General features: G+C 69.5%; 13 protein-coding genes. 7 read left to right on the forward strand and 6 right to left on the reverse strand.

Annotated features, from left to right (window positions below; genetic code table 11):
* Positions 1–102: 102 nt before the first annotated feature.
* Both ACWCP8_RS09115 and ACWCP8_RS09120 read right to left on the reverse strand, forming a co-directional pair.
* Positions 103–2,730, reverse strand: coding sequence for an ABC transporter permease/substrate binding protein (locus ACWCP8_RS09115; RefSeq protein ID WP_382844141.1), 2,628 nt, complete (start codon positions 2,728–2,730; stop codon positions 103–105).
* Entirely contained in the window at positions 2,723–3,790 is a 1,068-nt protein-coding gene (locus tag ACWCP8_RS09120) for a quaternary amine ABC transporter ATP-binding protein (RefSeq protein ID WP_352266073.1), read from the reverse strand. Before ACWCP8_RS09120 ends, ACWCP8_RS09115 begins: the two co-directional genes overlap by 8 nt.
* A 287-nt stretch (positions 3,791–4,077) precedes the next feature.
* Here ACWCP8_RS09120 and ACWCP8_RS09125 point away from each other — a divergent pair, with 287 nt between their 5' ends.
* Positions 4,078–4,986: a 5'-3' exonuclease gene (locus tag ACWCP8_RS09125; protein WP_352266255.1), complete on the forward strand. Its 909-nt coding sequence runs from the start codon at positions 4,078–4,080 to the stop codon at positions 4,984–4,986.
* A 46-nt stretch (positions 4,987–5,032) separates the two neighbouring features.
* Entirely contained in the window at positions 5,033–5,875 is an 843-nt protein-coding gene (locus tag ACWCP8_RS09130; RefSeq protein WP_383919672.1) for a siderophore-interacting protein, read from the forward strand.
* Positions 5,876–6,006: 131 nt separating this feature from the next.
* Here the strand turns inward: ACWCP8_RS09130 and ACWCP8_RS09135 are convergent, their stop codons facing one another.
* Positions 6,007–6,663, reverse strand: a complete 657-nt coding sequence (locus ACWCP8_RS09135; RefSeq protein ID WP_451115071.1) for a MerR family transcriptional regulator — start codon at positions 6,661–6,663, stop codon at positions 6,007–6,009.
* Between the two features lie 169 nt (positions 6,664–6,832).
* Between ACWCP8_RS09135 and ACWCP8_RS09140 the strand changes: the two genes are divergently transcribed.
* Positions 6,833–7,744 carry a hypothetical protein gene (locus tag ACWCP8_RS09140; protein ID WP_451115073.1) on the forward strand — a complete coding sequence of 304 codons (912 nt, stop codon included), beginning with the start codon at positions 6,833–6,835 and terminating at the stop codon, positions 7,742–7,744.
* Entirely contained in the window at positions 7,741–8,211 is a 471-nt protein-coding gene (locus ACWCP8_RS09145; protein WP_352266069.1) for an ABA4-like family protein, read from the forward strand. The genes ACWCP8_RS09140 and ACWCP8_RS09145 overlap by 4 nt, the downstream gene beginning before the upstream one ends.
* 21 nt (positions 8,212–8,232) lie before the next feature.
* Here ACWCP8_RS09145 and ACWCP8_RS09150 read toward each other — a convergent pair whose 3' ends face one another.
* From ACWCP8_RS09150 to ACWCP8_RS09160, 3 genes are all read right to left on the reverse strand, one after another.
* Entirely contained in the window at positions 8,233–9,012 is a 780-nt protein-coding gene (locus tag ACWCP8_RS09150) for an ABC transporter permease (protein ID WP_352266068.1), read from the reverse strand.
* Positions 9,009–10,022: an ATP-binding cassette domain-containing protein gene (locus ACWCP8_RS09155; protein ID WP_451115076.1), complete on the reverse strand. Its 1,014-nt coding sequence runs from the start codon at positions 10,020–10,022 to the stop codon at positions 9,009–9,011. Before ACWCP8_RS09155 ends, ACWCP8_RS09150 begins: the two co-directional genes overlap by 4 nt.
* A 239-nt stretch (positions 10,023–10,261) precedes the next feature.
* Positions 10,262–10,924, reverse strand: a complete 663-nt coding sequence (locus ACWCP8_RS09160; RefSeq protein ID WP_352266254.1) for a PadR family transcriptional regulator — start codon at positions 10,922–10,924, stop codon at positions 10,262–10,264.
* A gap of 189 nt (positions 10,925–11,113) precedes the next feature.
* Between ACWCP8_RS09160 and ACWCP8_RS09165 the strand changes: the two genes are divergently transcribed.
* The 3 genes from ACWCP8_RS09165 to ACWCP8_RS09175 are packed head-to-tail and all read left to right on the forward strand — an operon-like array spanning position 11,114 to position 13,846.
* Positions 11,114–11,698 (forward strand): sigma-70 family RNA polymerase sigma factor, encoded by a 585-nt coding sequence (locus ACWCP8_RS09165; protein WP_352266066.1) that lies wholly within the window; start codon positions 11,114–11,116, stop codon positions 11,696–11,698.
* A gap of 14 nt (positions 11,699–11,712) precedes the next feature.
* Positions 11,713–12,468, forward strand: coding sequence for an anti-sigma factor (locus ACWCP8_RS09170; RefSeq protein ID WP_451115335.1), 756 nt, complete (start codon positions 11,713–11,715; stop codon positions 12,466–12,468).
* A 13-nt stretch (positions 12,469–12,481) separates the two neighbouring features.
* Entirely contained in the window at positions 12,482–13,846 is a 1,365-nt protein-coding gene (locus ACWCP8_RS09175; RefSeq protein ID WP_451115078.1) for a cryptochrome/photolyase family protein, read from the forward strand.
* Positions 13,847–14,081 lie beyond the last annotated feature (235 nt).

Consider the following 14,081-nt stretch of genomic DNA (forward strand, 5'->3'; position numbering starts at 1 on the left):
ACGGTTACGCAAGGACGGCCGGTAAAGGAACGTCACACAGCCGGAAGGGGTGGGTCCCGCCCATCGGCGGCACCCACCCCTTCCGGCTGTGTCAGGCTCCTGCTACTGGGGAGCCATCTTGTCCGCGATGCCCGGATTCTTGTCCATCCAGGCCTTCACGGCTTCTTCCTCGTGTCCCGTCCCGCGCTTCTGGATCTCGTTCTCCAGGCCGGCCAGCTGCTGCTCGCTGAGCTTGAAGTCCTTGAACCACTTGGTGAGCTGCGGGTAGTTCTTCGGGAAGTCCTTGCTCGCGATCGTACGGATGGTGTCGCCGTTGCCGAAGGCCTTCTTGGGGTCCTTCAGCTTGGTGAGGTCGTACTGGTTGTACGCCCAGTGCGGCGTCCAGAGCAGAACCGCGATCGGTTCCTTCTTGGCGTACGCGCGCTTCAGCTCGGCGAGCATCGAGGGCGTCGAGCTGTCGACGACCTTGTACTCCTTGTCCAGGCCGTAGGCGGGCAGCACGTTGTTCTTCAGGTTGGCCATGGTGGCGGTGCCGGGCTCGATGCCGATGATGCGGTTCTTGAACTCGTCACCGCGGCCCTTGAGGTCCTTGTACGACTCGATGCCCTTGACGTACGAGGGGACGGCGATCTCCAGCGAGGTCGGCCCGTACCACGATCCGAGGTCGGTGAGCCGGGAGCCGTACTTGTTCCAGTAGTTCTTCTGGGTGTACGGCAGCCAGCCGTCGAACTGCACGTCGAGCTGGCCGCGGGACATCGCGGCATACATCGGACCCACCTCGAACTGCTTCAGGTTGATCCTGTAACCGCGGTCCTCCAGGACGGCCTTCCACAGGTACGTGGCGGCGATGTCCTCCTCCCAGGGGAACCAGGCCATCTCGACGGTACGGTCGCGCTCGTCCTTGCCGCTCGCGCCCTTCGCCGCCTTGGCGACGGGCGTCCACTTGTCGGCGACGCCCGGGTTGTCCTTCAGCCAGGCGCGGACGGCGTCCTGCTCCTTGCCCTTGCCGGTCGTCTGGATCTTTGCCTCAAGACTCGTGAGCTGGTCCTCGGTCATCTTGAAGCTCTTGAGCCACTTGCCGACCTCGGGGTTGTCGTCGGCGAAGCCCTTGCGGGTCAGGGTGTGGATGCCGTCGCCCTTGCCCCAGAGGTTCTTGGGGTCCTTGAGCTTGGTGAGGTCGTACTGGTTGTACGCCCAGTGCGGCGACCACAGCGGGACGACGATCGGTTCCTTCTTGGCGTACGCGCGCTTCAGCTCGGCAAGCATCGACGGCGTCGAGCCGTCGACGACCTTGTACTCCTTGTCGAGACCGTAACCCGGCAGGATCTTCTCCTTGAGCAGGCCCGTCTCACCGGCGCTCGGCTCGATGCCGACGACCCGTCCCTTGAAGTCGGACGCCTTGCCCTTGAGGTCGTCGAGCGAGTCGACGCCCTTCACGTACGCGGGGACGGCCAGCTCCAGGGAGGTGGGGCTGTACCAGGAGCCCATGTCCTCCAGGCGGTCCTGGTACTTCTTCCAGTACGTGGCGTGGGTGACCGGGAGCCAGGAGTCGGTCTCGAAGTCGATCTGGCCGCCTGCCATACCGGTGTAGAGCGCGCCGGCCTCGTACTGCTTGACGTCGACCTCGAAGCCGCGCTGCTCCAGCAGCTCCTTCCACAGGAAGGTGGAGGCGATGCCCTCGTCCCACGGGATGTATCCCATGCTGATCTTCTTGCCGTTGCCGATGTTCGCGGCGTCGGTGACGGTACCGGTCTCCGACTTCGACGTACCGAACATGCCCATGCCGCCCGCGACGAGGGCCAGGACGACGACGCCGACAACCGCGACGGCGGGCTGCGGCCGGTGGTTCCAGATCTTCAGTCCGCCGGTCACCGACTGGGCCCTGGCGAGCGCGCGACGGGCCAGCGGGGAGACCTCGCGGCCGAGCGCGCCGGTCATCCGGTCCAGGTACATCGCCAGGATGACGATGGAGACGCCCGCTTCGAAGCCGAGGCCGACGTCGACGTTACCGATGGCGCGGTAGACGGAACCGCCGAGGCCGCCGCCGCCGACCATGCCGGCGATGACCACCATGGACAGGCCCAGCATGATGACCTGGTTGATGCCCGCCATGATCGTGGGCAGGGCGAGCGGCAGCTGGACCCGCAACAGCGTGTTGCGCGAGGTGGTGCCGAAGGCCTCGGCCGCCTCCACGAGTTCGCCGTCGACCTGACGGATGCCGAGCTCGGTCATCCGGACGCCCGGGGGCAGCGCGAAGATGATCGTGGCGATGATGCCGGGCACCACGCCGACGCCGAAGAAGATGACGCCGGGGATCAGATAGACCATGGCGGGCATGGTCTGCATGAAGTCGAGGACCGGCCGGGTCACCGCGGACACGGCCTTCGAGCGTGCCGCCCAGATGCCGAGCGGCACGGCCAGCAGAAGCGTGACGATGGTGGCGACGAGCACCAGGGTGAGCGTGTCCATCGCTTCGTCCCACAGCTCGACGGAGTCGATGAGCGCGAAGCCCACGAAGGCGAGCACACCCGGGAGCAGACCGCGCAGCCACCAGGCGATGACGGCGAGGATGCCCGCGAAGACCAGCGGGGTGGGGGCGGAGAGTACGGCGGCTATGCCGTCGAACATGCCGCTGACGATCGAGCTGATCGCGTCGAACAACCAGGCCAGATGGGTCTGCAGCCAGTCGACCGCAGTGTCCACCCACTCACCGAGCGGGATCCTAAACATCGGCAGCCACCTTCTTCACGGTGGTGGCGGCGTCCTGCGGGACCTCGATGGGGCTCATCGGCTCGCCGAGGACGGCGAGCAGCCGGGACCGGGGCACGACCCCGACGAGCCGGCCGTCGGCACCGGTCACGGCAACCGCGACTCCGCTGCGCGAGCAGGGCGTGAACAGCTCGATGATCGGTGTGGACTCGGAGACCGTGGCCGGCGCCGACCGGAGGATGTCGGCGGGCGTACGGAGCTCCGTGCCGTCGTCCGCCTCGGTGCCCAGGACGGTGTGCGGCTCGGCCATGATGGCGCCTGCGGTCAGCACCCGGGAGCGGTCGACGTCCTGGGTGAAGGAGGCGACGTAGTCGTTGGCCGGGGTGACGAGGATGTCCTCGGCCGTGCCGAGCTGGACGATCTTTCCGTCCCGCATCACAGCGATCCGGTCACCGAGCCGCATGGCCTCGTTGAGGTCGTGGGTGATGAAGACGATGGTCTTCTTGAGCCTCTTCTGGAGTTCGAGCAGCTGGTCCTGCATGTCGCGGCGGATCAGCGGGTCGAGCGCGCTGAAGGACTCGTCCATCAGAAGCAGATCGGCGTCGGTGGCGAGGGCGCGGGCCAGGCCGACGCGCTGCTGCATGCCGCCGGACAACTCGTCGGGCCAGGACTTCTCCCAGCCGGCGAGGCCGGTCAGCTCCAGCGCCTCCGCAGCGCGCTTCTCACGCTCGGCGCGCGGCACACCCTGCACCTCGAGTCCGTACCCGGCGTTCTCCAGGACGCTCCGGTGCGGGAAGAGAGCGAAGTGCTGGAAGACCATGCTGATCTTGGAGGAGCGGACGGTGCGCAGTTCGCGAGGGCTCAGGGCGGTCAGGTCCTGGCCGTCGAACAGCACGCGTCCGGCTGTGGGATCCAGCAGCCCGTTGAGCATCCGCAGCAACGTGGACTTGCCGGATCCGGACAGACCCATCACGACGAAGATCTGTCCCGGCTCGACGGTGAACGAGGCATCGATCACCGCTGCGGTCGTTCCGTCGGCGCGCAGCTCGTCGCGGTCCGTGCCGCTCTCGAGCTTCTGCACGGCTTGATCGGGTCGTCTGCCGAATACCTTGTACAAGTGTTCGGCTTGCAGCCTTGACACATACACCTCACGCGTTGAACCGAAAACGGCCCGCCACCCCCTCCGGCAGACCGTGGAGCGGCGCGGATTCGGCCCGCTCGGCACGCGCTCAAGTTGCAATTGCGACGTGATCCGCTCCGATGGCGCGTCTGCCCATACTTACCTGGACCAAACAGAAGAGTGATCCAGTTCACTTCGGGGCCGGTGTCAGTGGGGTGCGGCATGATCGGGGTGTGACGCGACGCCTGATGCTCCTCGACACCGCTTCCCTCTACTACCGCGCCTACTTCGGGGTCCCCGATTCGGTGCGCGCGCCGGACGGCACGCCGGTCAACGCCGTGCGCGGACTGCTCGACTTCATCGGGCGGCTCGTCCAGGACCACCGGCCGGACGATCTGGTGGCCTGCATGGACGCGGACTGGCGGCCGCACTGGCGGGTCGAGCTGATCCCCTCGTACAAGGCGCACCGCGTCGCGGTGGAGACCGCCGACGGGCTGCCCGACGAGGAGGAGACCCCCGACACGCTGGCCCCGCAGGTTCCGATCATCGAGGACGTGCTCGACGCGCTCGGCATCGCCCGGGTCGGTGTCGCGGAGTACGAGGCGGACGACGTGATCGGCACGCTCACCGGCCTGTCCACCGGCCCGGTGGACATCGTCACAGGCGACCGGGATCTCTACCAGCTCGTCGACGACACCCGCGGGGTGCGGGTGCTCTACCCGCTGAAGGGTGTCGGGTCGCTCCAGCTCACGGACGAGGCGTGGCTGCGCGAGAAGTACGGGGTGGCCGGCTCCGGCTACGTCGATCTGGCGCTGCTGCGCGGCGACCCGAGCGACGGGCTGCCGGGGGTCCCCGGCATCGGCGAGAAGACAGCGGCGAAACTGCTGGACGCCTTCGGCGATCTGGCCGGGATCATGGCCGCGGTGGACGATCCGGCGTCCAGGCTGACACCTTCGCAGCGCAAGCGGCTCGACGAGGCGCGGGACTACGTGGCCGTCGCGCCGACGGTGGTCCGGGTCGCCGGTGACGTACCGCTGCCCGAGTTCGATCCCGCGCTGCCCACCGAGCCGCGCGATCCCGCCGCCCTCGAGGCACTGGCCGACCAGTGGGGCCTGGGCGGCGCCCTGCAGCGCCTGCTCTCGGCCCTCCGGACATGAAGTGCTAACTTAGGCAAGCCTAAGCATTCGGAGCAGGGAGAACCTCGTGGCAGAACGACCGGCGCGGCAGGCACCCACGGCGCAGGGGGCCCAGGTACTGCGCACCGAGCGGATCACCCCGCACATGGTGCGCGTGGTACTCGGTGGTGACGGGCTGGCCGGTTTCGCGCTGTCCGGGTTCACCGACCACTACGTCAAGCTGTGCTTCGCACCCGAGGGCGCGGACTATGCGCACCCGTTCGACATGGCCCGCATCCGCGAGGAGTACCCGCGCGAGCTGTGGCCCACCACGCGCACCTACACGGTCCGCTCCTGGGACCCGGTCACCCGGGAGCTGGCGATCGACTTCGTGGTGCACGGCGACGAGGGCCTGGCCGGCCCGTGGGCGCTGCGGGCGGCTCCGGGCGATCAGGTGACGTTCCTGGGCCCCGGCGGCGGGTACGGGCCGGACGCGTCTGCGGACTGGCACCTCCTGGCCGGCGACGAGAGCGCCCTGCCGGCGATCGCGGCGGCGCTGGAGCAGATGCCGACGGGCGCGGTGGCGCACGCGTACATCGAGGTGGCGGACGCGTCCGAGGAGCAGAAGATCGAGACGGCCGACGGGGTGGAGCTCACCTGGCTGCACCGCGGCGAGCGACCGGTCGGCGAGGCCGTGACCGCGGCGGTGAAGTCGCTGGACTTCCCCGCGGGCGAGGTCCAGGCGTTCGTGCACGGCGAGGCGGGTTTCGTGAAGGAGATCCGCCGGTACCTGCGTCTCGACCGGAAGATCCCGCTGTCGCAGCTGTCGATCTCCGGCTACTGGCGCCTCGGCCAGAACGACGACGCCTGGCGCTCGGTGAAGCGGGAGTGGAACGAGCAGGTGGAGCGCGAGCAGGAGCGCGCGGCGTAGGCCACCGCACCCGGGCCCCTCTTGTGGGTACGTGCGCCCCGGTCGCCGCCCAGGACGGACGGCGACCGGGGCGTACGCGTGTCACGGCTCCCGGACGGTGACACGGGTGTACGTATGTCCTGGGCTCCCGGTCAGCCGGCGCCGCGCGGCTCCCCCGGCCCGCCGTCGCTGTACGCCCGTGCCGACGCGTCCTCGTGTGCGAGCCGGCGCAGCGCGCTGAACATCGCCTCGCCCAGCACCGTGCCGACGACCACGCTCTCCACCAGGTCCTCGCGCGCCACCCGCCGCCCCACATAGTCGAGGTCGGCCTGGGCGACCGCTTCCGCGGCGGCCGCGTAGTCGTCGAGCAGCTCGATGAATCCTCCGTGCCCCGCCCGCCGCAGCGCGACCAGCACCCCGGCCAGGCTCTCGCCGGCCGGACTGTGCGCCTCGGCCCGCCAGCCACGCCGGTCCAGCAACTCGGCCACCTCCTCGCGGGCGTCCTCCAGCTCGGGCCCGGGCTCGCTCCCCGCCGGCGCCGTGATCCGCTTCGCCGCCACGCCCAGCACGTTGTGCACCGGCTGCGCGGGGTCGTCGATGGTCTGCAGGACATCCCCGATCGCGGCGAGCGAGAGGCCGCCGACATCCAGCAGGGCGCGGATCAGCTTCAGCCTGCGCTCGTGCCCGGAGTCGTACGACGCCTGGTTCGGGCTGGTCAACTGCCCTGCGGGCAGCAGCCCTTCACGTACATAGAACTTGATCGTCGGCACCGGAACCCCGGACCTGCGACTCAACTCGCCGATGCGCACCGCGTGTTCCTCCTTCCGCCCTTGCCAACTCCGCATCCCATCATAGATAGTTCCGCTATCGGATAGCGGGGAGTTCCACTATCCATAATGACCCTTCACTGTCACTGGGGGTACACCCATGTCGTCATGGCGTTCCTGGCACCGTCCCTTAGTCCTCTTTGCCGCGGCAATGGCCGTCATGGCCGTCGTCTCCGGGGTGGGGCTGCTGGTCGACGACCGGGTCCTCGCGGGCTCGGCAATCTGGTTCAAGCCCTTCAAGTTCGCGGTCTCGTTCGTGGTGTACGCCCTGGCACTCGCCTGGATGCTGACGCTGCTCACCCGTGGCCGGCGCACCGGCTGGGTGGCCGGGACCGTGGTCGCCCTCTCCAGCCTGGTCGAGATGGCGATCATCACCGGGCAGGTGATCCGAGGCAGGCGCAGCCACTTCAACCACGCCACCCCCCTCGACGAGCGGCTGTTCACCGTGATGGGCGCGACCGTCGTCATCCTCTGGACCGGAACCCTGGTCATCGCGATCCTGCTGCTGCGCGCCCATATCCTGGACCGCGCCGCCGCCCTGGCGATCCGCTCCGGTGTGCTCATAGCCCTGGTGGGAGCCGGATTCGGCTTCCTGATGACGCAGCCGACGCCCGGGCAGCGAGCCGCGGGCAACCTCGACACCGCCGATGTGGTCGGCGCGCACTCCGTCGGCGTACCGGACGGCGGCCCCTCGATGCCGCTCACCGGCTGGTCGACGACCGGCGGCGATCTGCGCATCCCGCACTTCGTCGGGATGCATGCGCTCCAGCTGCTCCCGCTCTTCCTGTTCGCCCTGACCGTGCTGGCCCCGCGCCTTCCCCGACTGGGTGACCCGCGGGTCCGGCTGCGTCTGGTGCGCGTCGCCTCCGGGGCGTACGCGGCGGTCGTCGCCCTCGTCGCCTGGCAGGCGCTGCGGGGGCAGCCGCTGATCCACCCGGACGGCGCGACGCTCGGCACCGCGGCCGCGGTCCTGGCCGCCACCGCCGCCGGTACGTACGCGGCGCTGCGGCCGATTCCCCTGTCCCGTAAGGCTGATGCCGGCAAGAAGGAGTTCGTGGCATGACCGGCACACTCTTCGAAGTCTCGTTCTGGCTGGCCGCGCCCTTCTGGCTGCTGATGATCCTGGCCCCGCACTGGCGGCCCACCGCGCGCCTCGCCGCGTCACCGCTCACCGTGCTGCCGGTACTGGTCATCTATGTCGTCATGGCCGTGCCGGTCTTCCCCGAACTCTGGGCCGCGGTACGCAGTCCCGACATCGACACGTTCCGCGACCTGACCGTGCTGGCGAACGGTGCGGGGGCGATCTGGGCCCAGGTCATCGCCTGGGATCTGCTGCTGGGCCAGTGGATGTTCCTGGAGGGGCGGCGGCTGGGCATCCCCGTCCTGGTGATGAGTCCCCTGCTGGTGCTGACGATCCTGCTGTCGCCGTTCGGCCTGCTCGTCTTCCTGGTCGTGCGCTCGGTCCGCAAGCCGCGGAGCCGGCCCGGGCAGACGCACCCGGACCGGCTCCATGACACGGCGCTGTCGTAACCCCCGCCGCACTCCTGACCGTCAGACGGACTTCTGGTACGAACGGAAGGTGCGGGTCGACAGCCAGACCGCCACCACCGCGAGCACCAGCAGCGCTCCCCCGCGGCTGAGCACCAGGCCCCAGTCGGGGTCCGCGGTCAGCGCCGAACGGCCTGCCACCATCGCCCAGTTGACCGGGTTGAAGTCCGCGATCTGCCGCATCCACGACGGCATCTGACTCGGCGCCATGAACGAGGAAGAGAGGAAGGTCAGCGGCAGCAGGAGAAACGTGTTGATGCCGATGATCGACTCACGCTGGCGGACCAGCATCCCCAAGGCGTTGGAGAGCGCGCCGAACACCGTACCGAGCAGGATCGACGCGACGAGGAGGATCAGCAGTCCGCCCGCCCCGCCCGGGTAGGTGGCACCGGCGGCCCAGCCGAGCAGCACGATGATCACCGACTGCACGGCGGTGCTGATGCCGTTCTGTACGACGTTGGCGTTCATCAGCGCGTTCCGGCTGACCGGGGTGGTCAGGAAACGGTTGAGCGTGCCCCGCTCGATCTCCTCCAGGGTTCCCATCCCGGCCCACATGCTCGATCCGAGGGCGCTCATCACCACGATGCCCGGGATCAGGTAGTCCAGATACGACGTGGTCCCGAAGCCGCCGAGCTCGACGACCTTCTTGAAGAGGTTGCCGAACAGGAACAGCCAGATCACCGGCTGGATCAGGGAGATCGCCAGGAAGACCGGCTGCCTGATGATCGCCATCAACTGCCGCTGGGTCATGTACCAGGTCTGGGCGAGGGTCTGACTGCTCATCGGGAGCCTCCTGCGGCGATGGGAGCGGGGGCCTGCCCGTCGTCTGCGGCCTCGGCCTCGGAGAAGCGGCGTCCGGCGTACCGCAGATAGACGTCGTCGAGGGAGGGGCGGGCGACGGTGGCGGCGGCGACCGACGCACCGGCCTGCTCCAATGCGGTGAGCAGTACCGGGACGGCGGCGGCGCCGTCCTCGGCGCGGACGCTCACCCGGCGGCCGTCGGCCAGCACCTCGTACACCCCGGGCACTCCGGCGAGGGCGGCGGTGATCGCCGTACGGTCACCGTCGGCGCGCAGCTCCATGTGGACGGCGTCGCCCCGGAGTTCACCCTTGAGCTCGTCGGGGGTGCCCTCGACGACGATCCGGCCGCGGTCGACGATCGCGATGCGTTCGGCGAGCCGGTCGGCCTCCTCCAGGTAGTGCGTGGTGAGCACGATCGTGAGGCCCTCGTCGCCGGCCAGCCGGGAGATCTCGTCCCACATGGCCGTCCGGGCCTCGGGGTCGAGTCCGGTGGTGGGCTCGTCGAGGAAGAGCACCTCGGGCCGGTGGACCAGGCCGAGCGCCACGTCGAGGCGGCGCTGCATGCCGCCGGAGTACCCCTTGACCTGGCGCTTGGCGGCGTCGGCGAGATCGAAGCGGTCCAGGAGCTCATCGGCGCGGCGCTGGATCGCGGCGCCCCGCATCCCGTAGAGCCTGCCCTGCAGCACCAGGTTCTCCCGGCCGGTGGCGACGGGGTCGGCGCCCGACCTCTGAGCGACGACGCCTATCGCGCGGCGGACCCGGTCGGGGTGGCGCAGGACATCGTGTCCGGCGACCGTCGCGGCTCCGGAGTCCGGGCGGGCGAGGGTGGTGAGGATCTTCACGGTGGTGGACTTTCCGGCGCCGTTGGGGCCGAGGAGTCCAAAGACCGTGCCGGCACCGACGGTGAGGTCCATGCCGTTGAGCGCGGTGACATCGCCGGGATAGGTCTTGATCAGTTGTCGCGCCTCTACTGCGGGCGCACGGGTGCTCATGACGGAGCTCTCCTGTGGTCAGCGGGGTGTTCGGGCATGCCGAGCCGATCCGCGTGAAAGGAGCCGGGCTATCCTGGGTGTGCCGCACCTCGATCGCCTGGCTCGCCCTCACGGCGTGGCCGGTCCGGGGTTCGAGACCCTGGCGGGCGCTGCTCCAACAGCCTCCTGCCAGGGTCTTTCTTCTTCTCCGGTACTTCTTCTCCGGTAGTGCTCCTGCTGCTTATGAGGTCCTCGTTGCGCTACGTCTTCCGCTCCGGGTCGAGGACGATCTCCTGTTCGTCCAGGTCCTGCCAGTCCTGCGGCACTTCACCGGTCTCGTGGAAGGACTTCCACTCCTCGATACCGCTGATCGTGGCGTCGGCGAGCTCCGTGCGGAACTTCTTGATCCACTCCAGCTGTGCGTCGATCATGTGGAGCTGGTACTCGCTCTCCACGACGAACACCCGGGGCAGCTTCTCCGTCAACCGGCCGAGGACACCCCGGAGCGCTGCGGACTGGAGCTCCAGTGCCGCCTCCCGGGTCTCCAGCAGCTCCGCCACGTCCTCCGGCGGCAGCACCGGCAGCAGCGAGAGCGCGGTCTCGAAGACCGGGTACTCGGCGGCCGGCGCAGCCAGCAGATCGGAGAGCCAGTCGACCATTTCGACGCGCCCCGCCTCGGTGAGGCCGTAGAGCGTGCGCTCGGGGCGGTTGCCCTGGCGCTGCACACCGGCCACCTCGACGTAACCGTGCTTCTCCAGGTTCTGAACGACGGTGTACAGCGAGCCGAAATTGATCTTGACGCTGTGTTCCTTGCCGCGCCGGCGAAGCGTCTGGGCGATCTCGTACGGATGCATGGACCGCTCCGCGAGCAGCACCATCACCGTCAGCGCCAGTGGATTGCTGAGCTTGCGCCGCTTGGCCACTGCCCCCACGCCCTTCACTTCGCCATCGAATACTCGTGGACAAATATATCGCGAGTGCCTCGACACGTCAACCACGATGTATCGCGAATTCGGGGCGACGTGGAAAGATTCCGCGCACTGACCAATCCGCGCTGCCGTCGGCTCCGAATCACCTCACGGAACCGATGCGCATCCTGGGAGGAAGCCCGCGTGAAAGTAGCCGTGCACATCAGCGGAGCACCATCGGCGGGGCCCGATCTCCAGGAGCTCATGGAGCTGGTGGCCCGAGGCGACCAGGATGCGTTCGCCAGGGTGTACGACGCGGTCTGCGGCCCGGTCCTCGGTCTTGTACGGAGTGTGCTGCGCGACCCCGCGCAGTCGGAGGAGGTGGCGCAGGAAGTGCTGGTCGAGGTGTGGCGGACCGCCCCGCGCTTCCAGGCCTCCCGCGGCAGCGCCATGAACTGGGTGCTGACACTGGCCCATCACCGGGCGGTGGACCGGGTGCGCTCCGTCGAGGCGACGACGGCCCGCGAGCACCGGGCGGCACTGCTGGACCGTACGCCGGAGTTCGACGAGGTCACCGAGCAGGTCGAGAGCCGGCTGGAGCGGGAGCAGGTACGCCGCTGCCTGCGGACCCTGACCGAGCTGCAACGTCAGTCCGTCACACTGGCCTACTACCGCGGTCTGACCTACCGCGAAGTGGCGGAACTCCTCGCCGTACCGCTCGGGACGATCAAGACACGACTGCGCGACGGGCTGATCCGGCTGCGCGACTGCCTCGGGGTGAGCGCATGAGCAAGGTGGATCGCATGAGCGGGGCCGAACTGCACACGCTGACCGGGGCGTACGCCCTGCACGCGCTGCCGGACGCGGAGCGCCGGGAGTTCGAACGCCATCTCGGCGACTGCGAGGCCTGCGCAGTGGAGGTGTGGGAACTCTCCGAGACCGCCACCCGGCTCGGGCTCGCGGTGTCCGCGGCCCCGCCGCACGAGCTCCGCGCCCGGGTGCTGCGGGAGATCACGACGGTGCGGCAGGAATCCCCGTCGCACGGCCGGCGCTCCCGCTCGGCCCCCTCCGCCCAACGAGCCGGCCGCTGGCCGAAGTTCGCACTCGCCGCGGCCCTGGCCGCCGCTGCCGGGTTCGGCGGGATCGCGGTGTGGCAGAACCAGGTCGCCCGGAACGCACAGCAGGAGACGTACCGGGCACAGCAGCAGAGCGAGCAGGTGGCGCAGGTCCTCGCGGCGCCGGACGCGAGGACGAGGTCCGGCACGCTGAAGGGCGGGGCGAAGGGCACCGTCGTGGTCTCGCAGACCGAGAACCGGGCCGTTTTCGCGACCTCGGGGATGGCACCTGCCCCCAGCGGCAAGGTGTACCAGTTGTGGTTCGACGACAGTGGGACCATGCGGTCCGCGGGGCTGATGAACCGGGCGGCGACGAGCAACACCGTGCTGCTGGACGGTCCGGTCGACGGGGCGTCGGGCATAGGGATCACCGTCGAGCCGGCCGGCGGCTCCGCGCAGCCGACGTCCGCGCCGCTGGCGCTGCTGACCTTCCCGACCGTGTGAGGGGCTCCCTGCCATGACCGTCTCGGTGGCGCTGTTCACCTCCGATCTACGGCTGCACGACAACCCCGTCCTGTCCGCGGCGGTGCGCGGGACGGATGCCGTCGTCCCCCTCTTCGTCGAGGACGACGGCATCCGCCGGGCCGGTTTCGACGCGCCGAACCGGCGGGCGTTCCTCGCCGACTGTCTCGTCGGTCTCGACACGGAGCTGCGCCGCCGCGGCGGCCGGCTCGTCGTCCGCCGCGGCGACGTGGTCGCCGGGGCCTGCGCCGTGGTCGCGGAGACGGGTGCCCGGAGTCTGCACATCGCCGCCGGGGTGAGCGGGTACGCGCGGAAACGCGAGGACCGTCTGCGTACGGCTCTCGGCGCTGTCGGCTGCACCCTGCACGTCCATGACGCAGTGGTCACCGCGCTCGCCCCGGGCCGGGTCGTCCCGGCGGGACGTGACCATTTCGCGGTGTTCACCCCGTACTTCCGCCGCTGGGAGGCGGCCGGGGTACGGGGCACACTGTCCGGTCCCCGGGCGGTACGGGTGCCGGACACCGCGACGTCCGCACCGCTGCCGGAGCGAGCGGAGGTCACGGGAGTCTCACCGGGTCTCACCGAGGGCGGCGAGACGGCAGGGCGCCGACTGCTGGCCTCCTGGCTGCACGGTCCGATGGCCGACTACGGGTCCGGCCACGACGACCTCGGCGGGGACGCGACGTCCCGGCTGTCGCCGTATCTGCACTTCGGCTGCCTCTCCGCAGCCGAACTGGTGAACCGGGCACGGGAGAAGGGCGGACCGGGCGCCGACGCGTTCGTACGGCAGCTGGCCTGGCGGGACTTCCACCACCAGGTCCTCGCCGCCCGGCCGGACGCGGCATGGACCGACTACCGTCCGCGGGGCGACCGGTGGCGGTCCGATCCCGACGAGATCGAGGCGTGGCGTGCCGGACTCACCGGCTATCCGCTGGTCGACGCGGCGATGCGACAGCTGACGCACGAGGGCTGGATGCACAATCGGGGCCGGATGCTGGTCGCGAGCTTTCTCACGAAGACGCTGTACGTGGACTGGCGTGTCGGCGCCCGTCACTTCCTGGATCTCCTGGTCGACGGGGATCTGGCGAACAATCAGCTCAACTGGCAGTGGGTGGCGGGCACCGGTACGGACACCCGCCCCAACCGGGTGCTCAATCCGGTGGTCCAGGGCAAGAGGTTCGATCCGCGGGGCACGTACGTACGGCGCTGGGTGCCCGAGCTGGCAGGCCTGGAGGACGCTGCGGTCCACGAGCCCTGGCAGCTCACGGGTCCGGACCGGGCGCGGCTCAGCTATCCGGATCCGCTGGTGGACCTGGCCGAGGCCCGCGCCCGCTTCGAACGGGCGCGCGGCCTCGACTGACGGCGGCTGCTCAGCGCTTCCACGGCGGCCGGGGAAGAACCCGCTGATCCGGGTCCGGCGGGTGCCTGCCCGTGCCTGGCGGAGCCCGGTGTGCGCCGAACGGGCCCTCTCCCAGGGGCCCTCGAAGGTGATTCGCAACCGGGGCTCCGAGGGATCGGCGGATGACCGTTTCTCATCCGATCGGTTGACGGACCAATCCGCAGGCCGTCCGGTGACGAACCCCAGATGTGAGCGA

The sequence above is a fragment of the Streptomyces sp. NPDC002206 genome (genome assembly GCF_053593595.1).

What these genes read in the sequence shown, in the direction of transcription:
- ACWCP8_RS09115 (WP_382844141.1), bottom strand. Translation starts at nt 2,730, where the DNA reads ATGTTTAGGATCCCGCTCGGTGAGTGGGTGGACACTGCGGTCGACTGG.
- ACWCP8_RS09125 (WP_352266255.1), top strand. Translation starts at nt 4,078, where the DNA reads ATGCTCCTCGACACCGCTTCCCTCTACTACCGCGCCTACTTCGGGGTC.
- ACWCP8_RS09140 (WP_451115073.1), top strand. Translation starts at nt 6,833, where the DNA reads ATGGCCGTCATGGCCGTCGTCTCCGGGGTGGGGCTGCTGGTCGACGAC.
- ACWCP8_RS09145 (WP_352266069.1), top strand. Translation starts at nt 7,741, where the DNA reads ATGACCGGCACACTCTTCGAAGTCTCGTTCTGGCTGGCCGCGCCCTTC.
- ACWCP8_RS09150 (WP_352266068.1), bottom strand. Translation starts at nt 9,012, where the DNA reads ATGAGCAGTCAGACCCTCGCCCAGACCTGGTACATGACCCAGCGGCAG.
- ACWCP8_RS09155 (WP_451115076.1), bottom strand. Translation starts at nt 10,022, where the DNA reads ATGAGCACCCGTGCGCCCGCAGTAGAGGCGCGACAACTGATCAAGACC.
- ACWCP8_RS09170 (WP_451115335.1), top strand. Translation starts at nt 11,713, where the DNA reads ATGAGCGGGGCCGAACTGCACACGCTGACCGGGGCGTACGCCCTGCAC.
- ACWCP8_RS09175 (WP_451115078.1), top strand. Translation starts at nt 12,482, where the DNA reads ATGACCGTCTCGGTGGCGCTGTTCACCTCCGATCTACGGCTGCACGAC.